The organism is Paracoccus lichenicola (assembly GCF_009708075.1).
GTDB lineage: Bacteria > Pseudomonadota > Alphaproteobacteria > Rhodobacterales > Rhodobacteraceae > Paracoccus > Paracoccus lichenicola.
The window spans coordinates 476,165-493,660 of the sequence record NZ_WMBT01000002.1; the positions used below are offsets into that span (position 1 = coordinate 476,165).

Sequence of the window (17,496 nt, forward strand, 5' to 3'; positions counted from 1 at the left end):
CCTACCAGCCTCGGGATTTGCAGTCCCGAGGCTCTTTCAATCTGCTATAAGGGTTGGCGCCCTGTCAAGAGCCATCTTTCTGTAGTCACTTATCCCCACCCTGCGGGGAACGTTCGAAGCCCTTCTGTAGTCACGGGCCATCCCCGTGCGAGGATCTTCCAAACAATAGCCCCAAATCCGTATCGTAGGCTAGCCCTTTGAAGATAGCGCTATCATCGCCCACGACACACAGCGTCACCGAAGCCTTGCGCCAGTCCGGCCAGTCCTTGCGGAAACCGGCCAGTTCCGGACCCTCCTGATCCGGCAGATCCAGCCCGGCCAGCCTCTTGGCGCTGGCGGACACCTCGCTCAGCGCCTCGGCTTCGGCGGTGGCGTGGGCATCGGCCGGATCCGCGTCTCCCGACCAGAACCGCAGCCGACCGCCCTCGCGGCGCAGCAGCAGCAGGGTCCGCGTCGGCTGCCCCAGCCGGGTCGGGTATTCGGCATCGTCGGAACCGCCGCCGCCGTCGCGATAGCCTTCCTCGATCCGTATCGTCGCCTGGCGCGCGTGGCTGCTGCGGGCGTGGCCTTCGCCGATGGTTTCCAGTTCGGCACCCTCCAGCGCGGGGGGCACCGGGCGGGCGTCGGGACCATGTACGGTCTCGATCAGGGCGCGCAGGTTGTCGGGCGCGCGGATGGCGCCCGTCTCGGTCAGAACCGCAGCGGTGCGCCATTGATCCGCCAGGGGATAGACCCAGGCCCCGCGATCAAGGACGCCGTGCAGCCAGCGGTCATCCGTGACCGTCTCGGGATCGGGCGCCACGACATGCAGCACCGGCCCCGGCACAGGTCGCAGGTTTGCCGGACGCAGATCCATGTGCCGCCACAGCCGCCCGGCCCGCTGGATCAGCGAGGCGATGGGGGCAAGGTCCGACACCATCACGTCGAAGTCGAGATCGAGCGAGGATTCCAGCACCTGAGTCCCCACCAGCACCCGCCCCTCGCGGCCCGTGCCGTCGCGGCCGAAACGGGCCATCATCCCCGCCTCGACCCGCTTGCGGTCGGCCAGCGTGAAGCGCGCGTGCAGAAGATCGGCGTCAATGCCCCGTGCCCGAAGTGCGGCCACGGCGGCGATCGCATCGTCCACGGCATTGCGCACCCAGACGCAGGCCGCGCCAGCGGCAGCATGGCGGGCCAGCAGGTCCAGCGCGGCATCCGCATCGGGCAGGCGGTTGACCGCGACATCGCCCTTGGTCATTTCCGGCGGGTCGAAGCTGCGGACCGATGCGCCTGCGGGGATCGACAGGCTGGGATAGGCGGGATCGCGATCCTCGGCAAAGGGTTGCCCGGTCCCTTCGGCAAAGGCGCGCGACAGCCGCGCCCGCAGATCCAGCGGCAGCGTCGCCGTCAGCAGGATGGCCGAGCCGCCCTGCATCGCATGAAGCCGCAGCAGGGTGGCCAGTTCGTGGGCCATGTAAGGCTCGCCCAGTTCATGCGCTTCGTCCACGATCAGGATCTTGCGCGACAGGCCCCAGTTGCGCAGCGTGGCAAACCGCGTGGGCAGCACCGCCAGCAGCGCTTGGTCGATGGTGCCCACGCCCACATCCGCCAGCAATGCGCGCCGCCTGCTGGCCGCCAGCCAGTCGCCGCAGACCGGATCGTCCGAACCGGGGGCCGTGTTGCGCACGTCCCGGAATTCGACCGACAGCCCCGCCCGGCCATGGGCCAGCGTCAGCGAGGGCACGTCTTGGAACAGGCCGCCGACGACCTTGCGCGCGCGGCGGAACATCGCGTCCGCCGTCGCCATGGTCGGCAGCGCGACATAAAGCCCCTGCCCCTTGCCCGCGCACAGCATCCGTTGCGCCAGGATGAAGGCGGCCTCGGACTTGCCGGCGCCGGTCTCGTCCTCGATGATCGCCAGCATCGGTCCGGGCGGCAGTTCTATGTCGCGCGCGGCCTTCTGCATGGGGCGCAGCCTGAAATCGAACAGCGGATCGGCCTTCGGAGAAGGCGGCAGCAAGCCGGCGGCGCGCAGGGCATCCGGTGCACGTTGTCGGGCATCGGCAAGGTATTCGGCCAGCGTCGGACCAGCGTTCCGCGGCGCGAACCATTCCGCGTTTGATCCGACCCAATCGGCAACCGTCGTGACCCCGGCCAGAAACCATGTCAGGGTCTTCGCCTCGCGCTGGCGCATCCCTTCCAGCGTGGCCCCCGGCCACAGATCGAGGCAGGCGCGCACGAAAGCCGTCGCATCCGCGCGCGCCTCGGCGCCGGCGCGGTCGCGCATCTGCCTCCAGTCATGGTCCATCGCTCTTGGCGGCCTGCCATGATGGCCGGCAGTGGCGGCCACGAGGGGGCGCAACGCATGAAAGCCGCCGCCCAGCCGATCTGCCAACAATCCCTCGATCTCGGGATCACGCAGCCAGGCTTCGGTCACTTCCCAGTGCCGTCTGTCCTGAACCGTGCCGTTCAAAAGCATGTCGCGGAACACGCGTCCGATCTTGCCCAGATCGTGCAACGCGATCAGCAGGCAGAACAGGTCGCGCCGAGGGTGATCGGCCAGCAGAACCTCGGCCACGGCCGCCACGTCCAGCATGTGATAGACTGCAGGATGCGCGGGCAGCCCCGGTTCGACAGGGCTTTTCCCCGGCCAGCGTTCGATCTGCGCAAGCTGCATGACATTTGTTCCTCTGACCTTGCAGAGCTTGCAACAGACGATCCATGATGGGCAAGAACAGGCCGCGCGGTTGCCGATCTCTTGCCATGCAAGCCATAGGGGCGTCGTCGCCCGGGTCCACATGGCAATGGGCGATGGCGGCCGGACGCGATGCTGCTCTTTGATGACGCACCCCAGCATGAAGCGATCACGCAGGCTCGGGGCATGGCTTGTGACGTGCCCATCGCGGGCCGTCGGCGTGAGCGGATGCCGGCGGCTCATCCCCAGGGCAGCATCAACAGCCTGCACGCCGATGGAAGGCGTTCGGCGGATACGCCCGGCACCCTGCATATCCAGATGGTTCCCCCGCTGTGTCAGCCAGGAGGCCGCGACCATGAACCGCTGGAAAACGGAAGCGCATGGGAGATGTCTGTCTGCTGGAATTGCCGCACTGTTCGTCCACGGATTGCGCAAGGCATGTGCCCACCGATCGGCGGAGGCTGGCGCAACTCTGCACGAGATCATGGTCGAGCGGGCATGAAACGCTGGCCGAAGTCAAGCGATACACCAAAAAGGTGCAGCTGCCCTGACCGGCAACGCGCTGGATCGGCTCGCCTGATCCGGGGTTTTGGCCAACCTCCCGAACAGGTTAGCCAGAGTTATGTAGAAAGACTTTAAAAAAAGTGGCTTTCTGGATTTCGTGGCAGCCCGTAGGGGAGTCGAACCCCTCTTTTCAGGTTGAAAACCTGACGTCCTAACCGATAGACGAACGGGCCACTTTCCGGCGCTGCCGGTCTTTCCCGGCGGCGTGGGGCGGTGTTTAGGCAAAGCCGCAGGGGGGCGCAAGGGGAAAAATCCACCCTTCGGACAAAATTTTCGGCAAGGCGGATGCGGGTCGGCCCTGCCCTGCCGCGCGGTTCTTGCAGGGGCGCGCCGGGGGCTGTAAACCCCGGCCAACGAAAGGAAACGTCATGTCGATCACCGAGGATCAGGCCCGCAAGGTCGCCCATCTGGCGCGCATCGCGGTCGATGACGCCGCTTTGCCGGCGCTTGCCCGCGAACTGAACGGCATCCTGCATTTCATGGAACAGTTGTCCGAGGTCGATGTGACCGGCGTCGAACCCATGACCGGCGTCACCCCCATGCGCCTCAAGCGGCGCGAGGATGTCGTGACCACCGGCGGCATGGCCGACAGGATCCTGTCCAACGCCCCCGACGCCCGCGAGGGCTTCTTTGCCGTCCCGAAGGTGGTGGAATGAGCAACCTGAACAGCCTGACCATCGCGGACGCGCGCGACGCCCTGCGCAAGGGCGACACCACGGCCGTCGAGCTGACCGAAGCCTGCCTGACCGCCATCGAGGGGGCGGGCGCGCTTAACGCCTTTGTCCACAAGACGCCCGAAATGGCGCGCGCCATGGCCCGGGCCGCCGATGCCCGTATCCAGGCGGGGGACGCGACCGCGCTGACCGGGATCCCCCTGGGCGTCAAGGATCTGTTCTGCGTGAAGGGCGTGCCCAGCCAGGCGGCCAGCCGGATCCTGGAAGGCTTCCGCCCGGAATACGAATCGACCGTCACGCGGAACCTGTGGGACGCGGGCGCGGTGATGCTGGGCAAGCTGAACCAGGACGAATTCGCCATGGGGTCCGCCAACGAAACAAGCTGCTATGGCCCGGCGGTGAACCCGTGGAAGGTCGATGACCGGCCCCTGACCCCGGGCGGAAGCTCGGGCGGGTCGGCGGCGGCGGTGGCGGCGGACCTGTGCCTGGCCGCGACCGCGACGGATACCGGCGGGTCGATCCGCCAGCCTGCGGCCTTTACCGGCATCGTGGGGCTGAAGCCCACCTATGGCCGGGTCAGCCGCTGGGGGGTGATCGCCTATGCCTCGTCCCTCGACCAGGCCGGGCCGCTGACCAAGACGGTGCGCGACGCGGCGATCATGCTGGGGGCCATGGCATCCGTCGATCCGCAGGATTCGACCAGCGCCGACGTGGCCGTTCCCGACTATGAATCCCTGCTGACCGGCGACATTCGCGGCAAGCGCATCGGCATCCCGCGCGAATACCGCGTGGACGGGATGCCGCCCGAGATCGACGCCCTGTGGCACAAGGGCGCGGACATGCTGCGCGACGCGGGGGCCGTCATCGTGGACATCAGCCTGCCGCACACGAAATACGCGCTGCCCGCCTATTACGTGATCGCCCCGGCCGAGGCGTCGTCGAACCTCGCCCGCTATGACGGGGTGCGCTATGGCCACCGCGCCAAGCTGGGCCAGGGCGACGGCATCACCGAGATGTATGAAAAGACCCGGGCCGAGGGTTTCGGCCCCGAGGTTCAGCGCCGCATCATGATCGGCACCTATGTCCTGTCGGCAGGATTCTATGACGCCTATTACAACCGCGCCCGCAAGGTCCGCGCGCTGATCAAGCGCGACTTCGACATGGCCTTCGCGGACGGCATCGACGCGATCCTGGCGCCGACGACTCCGTCCGCCGCCTTTGGCCTGGGGGCCATGGACGGCGGCGATCCGGTGCAGATGTATCTGAACGACGTGTTCACCGTGACGCTGAACCTGGCCGGGCTGCCGGGGATCGCGGTGCCGGTGGGGCTGGACAGGCAGGGGCTGCCGCTGGGCCTGCAACTGTTCGGGCGTCCCTTCGAGGAAGGCGAATTGCTGAACCACGCGCTTGTCCTTGAACGCGCTGCAGGATTTGTGGCCAAGCCCGATCGCTGGTGGTAGGGTCGCAAGCATGGCAGGTCATGGAGGCACGATGCGCGGCTGTCTGATCCTTTCGGTGCTGGCGCTTGCCGGCTGTGGCGAACACCTGGGCTGGAACCCGAACTACAATTTCGGCCCGACACGTTATGGCCAATACCGCGCCACGCGGGAAGCCGCGCTGGTCACGAACGTCGAATCGCCCAAGACCATTCCCGTGGCCCGGCCCTTCTATGCGCCGACGGGCGCGGACATCGCCGGGCGCAGCCCGGTGCCGATCCCGCCCACCATGGGGGTGGACCGCGTGCGGGTGGTCAAGAAGGTCCAGACGGTCCCCGTCCGGCCCGCCCCGGTCGTGACGATCCCCGCCATGCGCACCGTCCGCGATCCGAACGCGCCGGTCCTGATCGTGCCCCCCTCCATGCGCAGGGGCGACCAGCCGCCGCTGTGACCGGGGGTTTTCCCAGTCCCAACCATGGCGACCGCCGGGGCCAGCGCCCCGAACTGGTCGTGCTGCACTATACCGGCATGGCCGACACGGCCGAGGCGCGCGCGCGCCTGTGCGATCCCGGGGCCGAGGTCAGCGCCCATTGGCTGGTCCACGAGGATGGCCGCCTCGATCCCCTGGTCCCCGAGGATCGCCGCGCCTGGCACGCGGGCGCGGGATCCTGGCAGGGGCGCGACGACGTGAACTCGCGCAGCATCGGGATCGAGATCGCCAATCCCGGCGACCGCCCCTTCCCGTCCCGCCAGATGGATGCGGTGGCGGGGCTGCTGCGCGGCATCATGTCCCGCTGGCGGATCGGACCCGAGGGCGTGATCGGCCATTCGGACATGGCCCCCGACCGCAAGATCGACCCCGGTCCCCGCTTCGACTGGCAGCGCCTGGCCTGCGAGGGGCTGGCGCTGGCCGGCGGCCCAGGTGCGGATGCCCCGCTGGAGACCAGCCTGACCCGCATCGGCTATCCCCTTGTGGACCCGGCCACGCGCCTTGCCGCCTTCCGGCTGCGCTTCCGCCCCTGGGCGCAGGGTCCCGAGACCGAGGCCGACCGGCGCACCGCCGCCTTTGTCGCGGCGGCTGTCCGGTCGCGCTATTCGGCGGCGACCGGTTCCAGGTAACGTTCCAGGCCCGCGCGGATGTCGTCGGGCCAGGGCGTGGACTTGTGGTTTTCCAGAGAGGTCAGGACGATCTTCTGGCGGATGGTCCAGATCACGTCCGGGCCGACAGTCACCACCGTTTCCAGATCCAGCGAGGACCGCCCCACGTTGCGCACATGGACGTTGAAGGTCAGCACGTCGCCATAGACGGCGGGCTTGGTGAACAGGATGTTCATCGACAGCGTGGGCAGACCCAGCTTGCGCTCGAACATGATCTCTTTCCAGGTGATGCCGAAGGACGCGAACATCGCCTCGTTCACATCGACCAGCATCGACAGGTAGGCGGGGTGATAGGCGATGCCGGTCAGGTCGCAATCGCCGAAGCGCAGCGGCTTGGACAGGGTAAAGGGCATGGGGCGGTCCTTTGCGGGCAGTGGCGGCAGGCGCAAGCGCCATTGGTTTACGCTTGAAGCATATCGCTGCACGGTTTCCTGTCAACAACGGCAACTGACGGGCAACCAGTCGCAGAATACTGTTGACAGACGCGTGCCGCCATAATTTTATACCTAAAGCATCTGCCCCCGCCGCATCGATACAAGGAAGCCTGGACATGAAGATCGCCGTTCTCGGGGCTGGCCCTGCCGGCCTTTACTTCGCCATCACCATGAAGCTGCGCGACGCGGGCCACGACATCACCGTCTATGAACGCAACCGACCCGACGACACCTTCGGATGGGGCGTGGTGCTGTCGGACGAGACGATGAACAACTTTGCCGGCAACGATCCCGTCAGCGAGGCGATGATCCGCGACAGCTTCGCTTATTGGGACGACGTGAAGGTCGTGCGGGGCGACGACTCCATGACCTCGGGCGGGCACGGATTCGCGGGCATCGGGCGGATGAAGCTGCTGGTTCTGTTGCAGCAGCGCGCCCGGGATCTGGGGGTGGACCTGCGCTTCCAGGCGGATCTGGACGGGGCGGCGCTTGAGAACCTGCGCGCCACGCATGACCTGGTGGTGGCCGCCGACGGGCTGAACTCGCGCACGCGGCAGACCCATGCCGACCGCTTCGGCGCGCGGATCGACATGCGGCACAACCATTTCGTCTGGCTGGGCACCCGGCAGAAATTCGACGACGCCTTCACCTTCATCTTCGAGAAGACCGAGCACGGCTGGATCTGGGCGCACGCCTATCAGTTCGACGCCGACACCGCGACCTTCATCGTGGAATGCGGGCCGGAAACATTCGACGCCTTCGGGTTCGCCAACCTGTCCCAAGCCGACAGCATGGCGCTGTGCGAAAGGATCTTCGCGCGCCACCTGGGCGGCCACAAGCTGATGTCGAACGCCAACCACATCCGCGGTTCCGCCTGGATCCGCTTTCCGCGCGTGACTTGCGAAAACTGGCATTTCGACAATGTGGTGCTGTTGGGCGATGCCTCGGCCACGGCGCATTTTTCCATCGGCTCGGGCACCAAGCTGGGCATGGAAAGCGCCATCGCCCTGGCCGACGAGTTGAACGCGGGCAAGCCGCTGGACCAGGCCCTGGCCGATTACCAAACGGCGCGGCAGTTGCAGGTGCTGCGCGTGACATCCGCCGCGCGCAATTCGACCGAATGGTTCGAGGAGGTCGAGCGGTATCTGGACCTGGACCTGACCCAGTTCACCTATGCGCTGCTGACCCGCAGCCAGCGCATCGGGCATGAAAACCTGCGCCTGCGCGACCCCGAATGGCTGGCCCAGGCCGAGGCCTGGTTCCAGGCCAAGGCGGGCAGCCAGTCCACCCGCCGCCCGATGTTCGCGCCCTTCCAGCTGCGCGACATGCGGCTGACGAACCGCGTCGTCGTCTCGCCCATGGCGCAATACAAGGCGCAGGGCGGCCATCCGACCGACTGGCACTTCGTCCACTACGCCGAACGCGCCAAGGGCGGCGCGGGGCTGGTGTTCACGGAAATGCTCTGTGTCAGCCCCGAAGGCCGGATCACGCCGGGCTGCCCCTGCATCGGTCCCGATCAGGAAGCCGCGTGGCGTCGCCTGACCGACTTCGTCCATGCCGAGACGGATGCGAAGATCTGCGCCCAGATCGGCCATGCGGGGCGCAAGGGATCCACGCGCATCGCCTGGGAAGGCATCGACAAGCCGCTGGCGGACGGCAACTGGCCGCTGATGTCGGCATCCGCCCTGCCCTATCTGCCGGAAAGCCAGACGCCCAAGGCGATGGACCGCGCCGACATGGATGCCGTGAAGGCGCAGTTCGTCGAGGCGGTGAAGACCGCCGACCGCGCGGGCTTCGACATGCTGGAAATGCACGCGGCGCACGGCTATCTGCTGGCCTCCTTCATCTCTCCGGTGACGAACCGCCGGAGCGACGACTACGGCGGCAGCCTGGAAAACCGCCTGCGCTATCCGCTGGAGGTCTTTGCCGCCATGCGCGCCGCCTGGCCGGACGCCAAGCCGATGACGGTGCGGATCTCGGCCCATGACTGGGTGGATGGCGGCGTCACTCCGGCGGACGCCGTGCAGGTCGCCCACGCCTTTCACGACGCCGGGGCGGACGCGATCAACGTGTCCTCGGGCCAGACGGACAAGGCGGAACAGCCGGTTTACGGGCGCATGTTCCAGGCGCCCTTCAGCGACCGCATCCGCAACGACCTGGGCGTGCCGACGCTGGTGGCGGGCAACATCTATGAACCCGACCACGTCAATTCGATCCTGATGGCGGGACGGGCGGATCTGGTGCTGCTGGCGCGACCGCATCTGGCCGACCCCTATTGGACGCTGCACGCGGCGGTGGAGCTGGGCGATACCGAACAGGCCTGGCCCGCACCCTATGAAGGCGGGCGGCGGCAGGCCAACACCCTGGCCGAACGCGCAAGGGCCATGGCATGACGCTGGCGGGCCGCAAGGCGCTGGTCACGGGCGGCGGGTCAGGCACGGGCGCGGTCATCGCGCGCAGGCTGGCGGACGCAGGGGCCGAGGTCACGGTCTGCGGCCGCCGTCCCATCGACGCGGCCCCCGGCATCCGCGCGCAGATCTGCGACATCACCGATGAGGGTGCCGTGCAGGCGCTGTTCGCGACCGGTCCCTTCGACATCGTGGTGGCAAATGCCGGGGCGTCCGACAGCGCGCCGCTGACCCGCACCACGCTGGACCAGTTCCGCGCGATGATCGACGCGAACCTGACCGGCAGCTTCCTGACGATCCGAGAGGCCCTGCGCACCATGGAGGGCGATTGGGGCCGCGTGATCGCCATTGCCTCGACCGCGAGCCTGAAAGGCTATGCCTATGTCGCGCCCTATGCGGCGGCCAAGCACGGCGTCCTGGGCCTGGTCCGGTCGGCAGCGTTGGAGGTCGCGCGGAAGGGCATCACCGTGAACGCAGTCTGCCCCGGCTTCCTGGACACCGAAATGACCCGGCGGTCCATCGACACCATCGTCGCCAGGACCGGGCGCAGCCCCGATGAGGCCCGCGCGTCCCTGGCCGCGACCAACCCCATGGGGCGCCTGGTCCCGCCCGCCGACGTGGCCGAGGCGGTGCTTTGGCTTTGCGCGCCCGGATCAAGCATGGTCACGGGCCAGGCGATTTCCATTTCCGGCGGAGAAACACCATGAACCTGCAAAATCCCCCCCGCTCTCCGCATTCCTTCCTCAATCCCGAAGGCTGGGTGCCGGCCAAGGGCTATGCCAACGGCGTGATGGCCCAGGGCAAGGTGATCTTCACCGGCGGGTTGATCGGCTGGAACGGCCAGCAGCAGTTCGAGCATGTGGATCTGGTCGGCCAGTTCGAACAGACGCTGCGCAACATCGTCGCTGTCCTGGAAACGGCGGGCGCGCGGCCCGAACATCTGGTGCGCCTGACCTGGTACATCACCGACAAGGCGGAATACCTGTCCAACCTCAAAGAGATCGGCGCCGCCTATCGCCGCGTGATCGGCCGCCATTTCCCGGCCATGGCCGTGGTGCAGGTCGTGGCCCTGATCGAGGACGCCGCCAAGGTCGAGATCGAGGCGACGGCGGTGATCCCCCATGACTGACTGGCCCACGCCCGACGACCGCCCCGTCATCCTGACCGTCGCCCGCCCCGCGGACGCGGGCATGGGCATGACCGTCTTCGGCGGCTGGATCATGGCGCAGTTCGACCATGCCGCAGGCCGCGCGGGCCGCAGCGTGGCGGGTCCCTGCCTGATCCGGGCGGTGCACGAGATGGTGTTCCACGCGCCCCTGCCCGTGGGGTCCGACCTTGCCGTTCATGCCCGCGTGGCCCGGATTGGCCGGACATCCTTCACGCTGGACCTGGCGGGGATCGCGGACCCCGACGGCGCGCGCGTCCTTGTCGCCACCGCCCGCGTCGTCATGGTCGCCACCGACAAGGCGGGCAGCCCGCGCGCGCTTGCCGCCTGAACGAAACCCAAGGGAAAGGAAACATCATGGAAAAGGTCGTCCCCGTCGTCACCCGCGCCAGCGAGCTTGGCGAACAGACCGCGCAATCGGGCGATTGCGTGCGCAAGTCGGGCGTCAGCCCGCAGCACACCCCCGCCACCAAGATCTGGTTCGGGCGGGTCAGCAACGAACCCGGCCACCGCTCGCCCCCGCACCACCATGAGCATTGCGAGACCGGCGGCTATGTCCTCAAGGGCCACGGGCGCATCTATTTCGGCGAGGATTACCGGGAGTTCGTGGACATGCATGAAGGCGACTTCGTCTTCGTGCCGCCCTTCATGAAGCATGTCGAGGTGAACATGAGCACGACCGACGAACTGGTCTGGCTGACCTGCCGCACGCCCGACAACCTGGTCACGAACTTCGACGACGTGCCCGACAGCCAGCTTCAGGGCTATCGCCGCGCATAGGGACGGATCCATGAAACTTCTCCGTTACGGCGCCTCCGGCGCCGAAAGGCCCGGCCTGCTGGATGCCCAAGGCCAGATCCGCGACTTGTCGGCCTATGTGCCCGACATCGCGGGCGACGCGCTGGCGCCCAATGCCCTGGCGCGGCTGGCCACGCTGGACCCCGCCGACCTGCCGCCGGTCACGCCCGACCGCCTCGGCCCGCCGGTCGCGGGCGTGGGCAAGTTCCTGTGCGTCGGTCTCAACTATGCCGACCACGCGCGCGAAACGGGCAAGGAACCGCCCGCCGAACCCGTCCTGTTCGCCAAGGCCGTCAGCGCCATCTGCGGACCCTACGACGACGTGCAGATCCCGCGCGGGTCCGACCGCACCGACTGGGAGGTCGAGCTGGGCATCGTCATCGGCACCCGCGCGAAATACGTGGATCAGGCGCGGGCGCTGGATCATGTCGCGGGCTATCTGCTGGTCAACGATGTCAGCGAACGCCGCTTCCAGTCCGAACGCGGCGGGCAATGGACCAAGGGCAAAAGCCACGACACCTTCGGCCCGATCGGTCCCTGGCTGGTCACCAAGGACGAGATCGGCGATCCCCAGGCCATCGACCTGTGGCTGGACGTGGACGGCCAGCGCCGCCAGACCGGCAACACCCGCACGATGATCTTCGGCGTGGCGCATCTGGTCAGCTATGTCAGCCAGTTCATGACGCTGCTGCCCGGCGACATCATCGCCACCGGCACGCCGCCGGGCGTGGGCCTCGGCATGACGCCGCCCACCTTCCTGCGCGAAGGCCAGGTCGTCACCCTCGGCGCGGCGGGTCTGGGCGAACAGCGTCAAAGGATGGTGCAGGCATGAACGCGCAAGACACGCTGCGGGCGATGACCGACCTGACGGGCAAGACCGTCATCGTCACCGGCGGCGGGCGGGGCCAAGGCGCCGCCCACGCCGAACTGCTGGCCGCCGCCGGCGCCCATGTCCTGATCTGCGACGTGCTGGAAGCCGAGGGCGAGGCCCTGGCCGAACGCTTGGGCGAGAAGGCGCGCTTCCTGCGCCTGGACGTGACGGATGCCGAGGCCTGGGACGGCGCGGTCAGGACCGCCGTGGACTGGACCGGGCGGCTGGACGTGCTGGTCAACAACGCGGGCATCATCAACCGCAAGATCATCCGCGACATGACGCCGGACGAATGGCGCCGCGTGATCGACGTGAACCTGACCGGCGCCTTTCTGGGCATCCGCGCCGCAGCCCCCGCGATGCGCCAGGGCGGCAGCATCGTCAACATCGCGTCGAACAGCGCGTTCTCGGGGCACTACGACCCGGCCTATACGGCCAGCAAATGGGCCTTGCGCGGGCTGACCCGGACGGCGGCAATGGAATATGCCGAAAGCGGCATCCGCGTGAACGCCATCTGCCCCGGCCTGATCGTGACGGACCTGAACCGCAACTCGCCCCATCTGGGACCGATGATCGGCATCACCCCCATGGCACGGGCGGGCGAGGCCGATGAGGTCGCGCAACTGGTGCTGTTCCTGGCCTCCGACGCATCAAGCTTCATCACGGGCGAGGATGTCGTGATCGACGGCGGCTTCACCGCAGGCGCCGCCTATCGCCGCGTGGCGCGCGAGACCGGCATCCTCTAGCAGCGAAGGCCCGCCCCTATCGGCGGGCCTTGTGCCGGATGTCCAGCATGATCGAGATGCCGCGCGCCGCGTCCGCCTCGGTCACGTCGGCGAACAACTCGTTGATCCATCCCAGATGGCGGGCCGTCATCTCGCGCATCAGTGCCGCGCCCGTGTCAGAGATGCGGACCCGGAAGGCGCGGCGGTCGTTTTCCACCGTCTCGCGTTCGGCCATGCCGTCGGCCACCAGCCGGTCCACGATGCCGGTGACATTGCCGTTCGACACCATCAGCTGCTGCGACAGTTCCGTCATCCGCAACCCGTCCGGCGCGGCCAGCAGCGCGGCCAGCACGTCAAAGCGCGGCAGCGTCATGTCGTATCCCTGCCGCAGCCGTTCGCGCAGGTCGCTTTCCACATGGCGCACCGCCTTCAGCATCTGCAGCCACAACCGCAGGCGCTGACGCGCCGTTGCCGTGTCGGCCTGCGCACCAGGGGCCGCGCCCAACTCGTCCGGTTCCACCTGCCCTGCCCCTCGGTAAGCCGATCCAACGAAATTCGATCAAGAAATCATTTTGAACCCGAAATAATCCTTGACCAGATGCGGCCCCTTGTCAACCTGCGGACCAGGGCGGCGTCCATCATCGCGGCCCTGGCCGCCGCCCCGTCGCGGGCCTCCAGCGCGGCCACGATATAGTCTGCGGGCATAGCTAAGGGTTACATCCGCCTTGAAGATGTCGCTTCCGCCCGAGCGCGGGCAACGTGGCCGAGTTCCACTTGCCCTCGACCAGCGCCCCTCGTCGGTCAGGCAGCGCAGCGCTTCGCGCACCGAAGGTGACCGTGTCGGACGCGCAGAACCCCAAGCGCGACCTGTCCCGCATCGTCCTGCCCCCTGCCGTGTTCCTGCATGAGAAAGAAAAGGTGGACCGCCCCTGACCAAATGCGCTCACCCATATCCTGGACACCACCATCAACGAACACTTCGGCAACCCGGCCTCGACCATCGGGCTGATCGTGCAGGGCAGCACCCGTGACGGCGTGATCCGCGCGCTGAACAATGGCATCGCGTGGCAGCGGCGATGGCCGTCGCCAGATCGAAGGCCGTGCAGCGGTGATTGCCGATCCGCCTACTGCACCCGCTGCCAGGTGCCCGCGTTGCGGCAGATCATCATGATGCAGCCGCCCACGTCCAGCAGGTCGCCCCGCAGCGTCAGGCGGGCGGTATAGCTGCGCCCGGTCTCGGGGTTGATGATCCGGCCCTTGCCATAGCTTCCCCCGCCGGTCGCCACCACATCGGCCAGGATGGCCGCGCCCAGATCGCCGGCCTGGACCGCCTGGCCCTGCGCGTCGAAGGTCCGCACCACCGTTCCGCACAACCCGCCCCCGCAAGGCAGGATCTCGACATGCCCGAAGCCGCCATCGCGCCCTGGCTGGGTGCGCCAGATCCCGGCCAGGGGATCGGCGGCCAGGGCGGGCTGACCCAGAAAGGCAAGGGCGGCAAGGGCAAGCAGGGCGGTCTTCATCCCCCAAGCATAATGCGGGCGGGCCTTGCTGGCAAAGGAACAATCTTTCCATGCATCCCGCTTATGGACATCATTCCGACAATGCATTCGGTCGATACGCCGACGCGGTGTTTCGTGCCTGAAGGACCGACAGGAACCGCGCCCATGAACCGGCCTTTTTCCGGCAGCGGCCTTTCCGCCGCCCTGACCGAATCCGACCCTTCCCGCCTGACCGAGACGGCCAAGTTCCGCCGCCTGCTGACGGCCGCTCGCCTGCCTGTCCTGCCGCGTGCTGACCCAAGGCGACAGCGGCAGCCACCGCATCTTCGTGGGCAGGATCGAGGAAGCCCGCCTCGCCCCCGGCGGCGCGCTGGTTCATGCGCGCTCGCGGTTCCACAGGTTGCAGGCGGCGCAATAGCGTCGGCGGGGACGCGTTGACCCCATGCCCCGGCCATGATTGGCTGGCGGCATCGAAAGGACATCGCCATGGCCCGCCATTCCCCCGATCCTGACCGGCTTGACCGCTTCACCGAGGCGCAGGACGGTCCCTACGACATCGCGCTGGCGGAACTGCGGCAAGGGCGCAAGCAAAGCCACTGGATGTGGTTCATCTTCCCGCAACTGCGCGGGCTTGGCCGGTCGGCGATGTCGCACCACTACGGCATCGCGGATCTCGACGAGGCGCGGCGCTATCTGGCGCATCCCGTCCTCGGCCCGCGCCTGATCGCCTGCGCCGAGGCCGTGCTGGCCCATGGCAACCTTCCGGCCGAGCGGATCATGGGCGGGATCGACGCGGAAAAGCTGCGATCCTCGGCCACGCTGTTTGCGGCGGTCGAGAATGCCCCGCCCGTGTTCCGCCGCATCCTGGACACCTTCTACGATGGCCGTCCCTGCCCCGTCACGGTGGACAGGCTGTCCTGAGGCCCTTTCGTCTGCCCGGCGTCCGGCCTATGGTCCGACCGCTTGGGGCGAAGGGGGAAACCATGTCGGGCAAGATCGGGATTGCCGCCTCGGGCGGGCGCTCGGACTTTGGCCAGGGCCTGGCCTGGATGGCGCTGGCGATGGCGTCCTTTATCGCCATGTCGGTGGGGTCGCGCGAACTGGCCGCCACGCTGTCGATCCGGCAGGTGCTGTTCTTCCGGGCGCTGGTGGGGCTGTTCGTGATCCTGGCCGTCGGACGCAGCCTCTTTCCCGAGGTGCGCCGCGCCGCCCGGTTCCGCCTGCACCTGTGGCGCAACCTGGTCCATTTCACCGCGCAGTATTTCTGGACGGTCGGCGTGGTGCTGCTGCCGCTGGCCTCGGTCTTCGCGCTGGAATTCACCATGCCGATCTGGGTGACGCTGTTCGCCTGGTTGCTGCTGAAGGAACGGCTGAGCGGGCCGCGCCTGCTGGCCAGCGCGGGCGGGTTCCTGGGCGTCATGGTGATCGTGCGCCCGGGCTTCGGCATGGTCGATCCCGCCGCCATCCTGGTGCTGGTCGCGGCGGCGGGCTATGGCCTGTCGATGATCCTGGTCAAGCAGCTGACGCATCATGCCTCGCCCGGGGCCATCGTGGTCTGGATGATCCTGATCCAGTTGCCGCTGGGGCTGATCGCCGCGCTGACCGACTGGCGGCCCGTGGCGCTGACGGATGTGCCCTGGATGCTGCTGGCGGGCATGGGGGCGCTGTCGGCGCATTACGGCATGGCGCAGGCGCTGCGGCGGCTGGACGCCTCGGTCCTGGTGCCCATCGACTTCCTGCGCGTGCCGCTGGCGGCGCTGGTGGGTTACGCCCTTTACGCCGAGGCGATCGACCTGTGGGTGTTTTTGGGCGGCGGCATCATCCTGTTGTCGAACTTCCAGGCGATGATGGCGGAACGGCGCAGGGCTGTCGCGTGAGGGTCAAGGCCGGATTGGCGAAGGCCATCGCCTTCGCCACGTCGCGCCATATCAACCTGAACCGCCGGGCCTCGAAGGCCCGGCCAGCGCCCGCCCCGCCCCCGGCGGGCGCTTCTCGCCCCCCTGGGTCGGGCGCTGGCCTCTCGTGGTCGCGGGGCTGCACCGTCTTTGGTTGCACCGTCGCGTGGCGGTCGGGGGAAATGCTCGGCGCATTTCCTGATCCCGCCCGGCCAGCTTTGGATTAGAACGGACTGTCGGGATAGTAATAGCTTTCCGCATTCTCGGGCGTCACCAGCACCGAGCCGATGATGAAATCGCCCGACACCGGCGCTTGCGACACAAGGCCCACTGCCGTGATCTCGATGGCGGTGGCGATCATCGCGGGGGGATAGGTGACGTTGGCGGGGATCATCGCGTCGCCGTCCATGGTGCGCTTGATCATCTCCTTCATGCCCGCGCCGCCCAGGACGAACTTGATGTCGTCGCGGCCCGCCGCCTCGATGGCGCCCAGGACGCCCACGGCCATGTCGTCGTCGGACGCCCAGACCGCGTCGATCTGCGGATGCTTGGACAGGAAGTCCTGCATCACGGTGAAGGCCTTGTCGCGGTTCCAGTCGCCGTGTTCCATGCCCAGGATCTCGATGTTCTTGCCCTCGATGGCGGCCTGAAAGCCCTCGACGCGTTCGTTGTCGATGGTGGTGGGGATGCCGCGCAGCACGACGATCTTGCCGCCCTCGGGCAGGGCGCTGGCCATGTATTCGCCCGCCACGCGCCCGAAGCCGGGGTTGTCGCCCGCGACATACAGATCCTCGATCCCCTCCTGCGACAGGCCGCGATCAACCACGGTGATCCAGGCGCCGGAGGCCTTGACGTTCTGGACCGGGCCGGTCAGCGGTTCGGATTCGAAGGGCAGCACCACGAGCGCGTCGATGTTGCGGGTGGCCACCATGTCCTCGATGTCGTTGACCTGCTTGGCCGGGTCGGACGCGGTCGCCAGCACGAAGTCCAGCTGCGGATAGGTTTTCTCCAGCCGGTCCACGGCGGCTTGCGCGAAATAGTTCATGCCGCCCGCCCAGCCATGGGTCGCCGCCGGGATCGACACGCCGATCACCTTGGTTTCACCGTCCTGCGCGAACGCGGGCGCGCCCAGTGCCACGGCCAAGGCCAGTCCCGATACGAAATGCTTCATGGTTTCCCTCCCATATGAACCCGG

The 17,496-nt window shown here is 67.7% G+C and carries 20 protein-coding genes and 1 tRNA gene; 15 read left to right on the forward strand and 6 right to left on the reverse strand.

Translation table 11 applies throughout. The features are described from left to right. Positions 1–130: 130 nt before the first annotated feature. Both cas3 and GIY56_RS05790 read right to left on the reverse strand, forming a co-directional pair. On the reverse strand, positions 131–2,656 hold the full coding sequence (cas3, locus tag GIY56_RS05785) for a CRISPR-associated helicase Cas3' (RefSeq protein ID WP_154763835.1): 2,526 nt from the start codon (positions 2,654–2,656) through the stop codon (positions 131–133). Positions 2,657–3,336: 680 nt separating this feature from the next. After that, positions 3,337–3,411: transfer RNA gene (locus tag GIY56_RS05790), tRNA-Glu, on the reverse strand. Between the two features lie 195 nt (positions 3,412–3,606). On the opposite strand from GIY56_RS05790, the gene gatC reads away from it, so the two are divergent. The 4 genes from gatC to GIY56_RS05810 are packed head-to-tail and all read left to right on the forward strand — an operon-like array spanning position 3,607 to position 6,467. Further along, on the forward strand, positions 3,607–3,894 hold the full coding sequence (gatC, locus tag GIY56_RS05795) for an Asp-tRNA(Asn)/Glu-tRNA(Gln) amidotransferase subunit GatC (protein ID WP_154763836.1): 288 nt from the start codon (positions 3,607–3,609) through the stop codon (positions 3,892–3,894). Continuing rightward, positions 3,891–5,372, forward strand: a complete 1,482-nt coding sequence (gene gatA, locus GIY56_RS05800) for an Asp-tRNA(Asn)/Glu-tRNA(Gln) amidotransferase subunit GatA (RefSeq protein ID WP_154763837.1) — start codon at positions 3,891–3,893, stop codon at positions 5,370–5,372. Before gatC ends, gatA begins: the two co-directional genes overlap by 4 nt. Before the next feature lie 10 nt (positions 5,373–5,382). Further along, positions 5,383–5,799 carry a hypothetical protein gene (locus GIY56_RS05805; RefSeq protein WP_154763838.1) on the forward strand — a complete coding sequence of 139 codons (417 nt, stop codon included), beginning with the start codon at positions 5,383–5,385 and terminating at the stop codon, positions 5,797–5,799. Beyond that, positions 5,796–6,467: an N-acetylmuramoyl-L-alanine amidase gene (locus GIY56_RS05810; protein WP_328288454.1), complete on the forward strand. Its 672-nt coding sequence runs from the start codon at positions 5,796–5,798 to the stop codon at positions 6,465–6,467. Before GIY56_RS05805 ends, GIY56_RS05810 begins: the two co-directional genes overlap by 4 nt. Here the strand turns inward: GIY56_RS05810 and GIY56_RS05815 are convergent. Continuing rightward, on the reverse strand, positions 6,440–6,859 hold the full coding sequence (locus GIY56_RS05815; protein WP_154763839.1) for an acyl-CoA thioesterase: 420 nt from the start codon (positions 6,857–6,859) through the stop codon (positions 6,440–6,442). The genes GIY56_RS05810 and GIY56_RS05815 overlap by 28 nt on opposite strands. Positions 6,860–7,056: 197 nt before the next feature. On the opposite strand from GIY56_RS05815, the gene GIY56_RS05820 reads away from it, so the two are divergent. From GIY56_RS05820 to GIY56_RS05850, 7 genes are read left to right on the forward strand one after another with little or no spacing between them, the layout of a single operon-like run. After that, positions 7,057–9,333, forward strand: coding sequence for a bifunctional salicylyl-CoA 5-hydroxylase/oxidoreductase (locus GIY56_RS05820; protein ID WP_154763840.1), 2,277 nt, complete (start codon positions 7,057–7,059; stop codon positions 9,331–9,333). Continuing rightward, positions 9,330–10,055 carry an SDR family NAD(P)-dependent oxidoreductase gene (locus GIY56_RS05825; RefSeq protein ID WP_154763841.1) on the forward strand — a complete coding sequence of 242 codons (726 nt, stop codon included), beginning with the start codon at positions 9,330–9,332 and terminating at the stop codon, positions 10,053–10,055. Before GIY56_RS05820 ends, GIY56_RS05825 begins: the two co-directional genes overlap by 4 nt. Beyond that, the gene (locus GIY56_RS05830; protein WP_154763842.1) at positions 10,052–10,477 is read left to right on the forward strand and encodes a RidA family protein; all 426 of its coding nucleotides are present in this window, start codon (positions 10,052–10,054) and stop codon (positions 10,475–10,477) included. Before GIY56_RS05825 ends, GIY56_RS05830 begins: the two co-directional genes overlap by 4 nt. Then, entirely contained in the window at positions 10,470–10,844 is a 375-nt protein-coding gene (locus tag GIY56_RS05835; RefSeq protein WP_154763843.1) for an acyl-CoA thioesterase, read from the forward strand. Before GIY56_RS05830 ends, GIY56_RS05835 begins: the two co-directional genes overlap by 8 nt. 26 nt (positions 10,845–10,870) lie before the next feature. Beyond that, on the forward strand, positions 10,871–11,293 hold the full coding sequence (locus GIY56_RS05840) for a cupin domain-containing protein (protein ID WP_154763844.1): 423 nt from the start codon (positions 10,871–10,873) through the stop codon (positions 11,291–11,293). A gap of 10 nt (positions 11,294–11,303) precedes the next feature. After that, positions 11,304–12,143: a fumarylacetoacetate hydrolase family protein gene (locus tag GIY56_RS05845; protein ID WP_154763845.1), complete on the forward strand. Its 840-nt coding sequence runs from the start codon at positions 11,304–11,306 to the stop codon at positions 12,141–12,143. Further along, complete coding sequence (locus GIY56_RS05850; RefSeq protein ID WP_230312295.1) at positions 12,140–12,928, forward strand: SDR family NAD(P)-dependent oxidoreductase; 789 nt, start codon at positions 12,140–12,142, stop codon at positions 12,926–12,928. Before GIY56_RS05845 ends, GIY56_RS05850 begins: the two co-directional genes overlap by 4 nt. Before the next feature lie 16 nt (positions 12,929–12,944). Here GIY56_RS05850 and GIY56_RS05855 read toward each other — a convergent pair whose 3' ends face one another. Further along, positions 12,945–13,427 carry a MarR family winged helix-turn-helix transcriptional regulator gene (locus GIY56_RS05855; protein ID WP_328288455.1) on the reverse strand — a complete coding sequence of 161 codons (483 nt, stop codon included), beginning with the start codon at positions 13,425–13,427 and terminating at the stop codon, positions 12,945–12,947. Between the two features lie 239 nt (positions 13,428–13,666). Here GIY56_RS05855 and GIY56_RS18465 point away from each other — a divergent pair, with 239 nt between their 5' ends. Further along, complete coding sequence (locus GIY56_RS18465) at positions 13,667–13,840, forward strand: hypothetical protein (RefSeq protein ID WP_154763846.1); 174 nt, start codon at positions 13,667–13,669, stop codon at positions 13,838–13,840. A gap of 191 nt (positions 13,841–14,031) precedes the next feature. Here GIY56_RS18465 and GIY56_RS18350 read toward each other — a convergent pair whose 3' ends face one another. Continuing rightward, entirely contained in the window at positions 14,032–14,427 is a 396-nt protein-coding gene (locus GIY56_RS18350; protein WP_196053554.1) for a DUF2147 domain-containing protein, read from the reverse strand. A 268-nt stretch (positions 14,428–14,695) separates the two neighbouring features. Here GIY56_RS18350 and GIY56_RS05870 point away from each other — a divergent pair, with 268 nt between their 5' ends. The 3 genes from GIY56_RS05870 (at position 14,696) to GIY56_RS05880 (ending at position 16,283) form a co-directional block, all read left to right on the forward strand. Next, the gene (locus GIY56_RS05870; RefSeq protein WP_196053555.1) at positions 14,696–14,824 is read left to right on the forward strand and encodes a PNPOx family protein; all 129 of its coding nucleotides are present in this window, start codon (positions 14,696–14,698) and stop codon (positions 14,822–14,824) included. 68 nt (positions 14,825–14,892) lie between these two features. Beyond that, complete coding sequence (locus GIY56_RS05875) at positions 14,893–15,327, forward strand: DUF1810 domain-containing protein (protein WP_154763848.1); 435 nt, start codon at positions 14,893–14,895, stop codon at positions 15,325–15,327. Positions 15,328–15,389: 62 nt separating this feature from the next. After that, positions 15,390–16,283 carry a DMT family transporter gene (locus tag GIY56_RS05880; protein WP_230312296.1) on the forward strand — a complete coding sequence of 298 codons (894 nt, stop codon included), beginning with the start codon at positions 15,390–15,392 and terminating at the stop codon, positions 16,281–16,283. Positions 16,284–16,524: 241 nt separating this feature from the next. On the opposite strand, the gene GIY56_RS05885 is transcribed toward GIY56_RS05880, so the two are convergent. Beyond that, complete coding sequence (locus tag GIY56_RS05885) at positions 16,525–17,472, reverse strand: ABC transporter substrate-binding protein (RefSeq protein ID WP_154763849.1); 948 nt, start codon at positions 17,470–17,472, stop codon at positions 16,525–16,527. Positions 17,473–17,496: the final 24 nt, after the last annotated feature.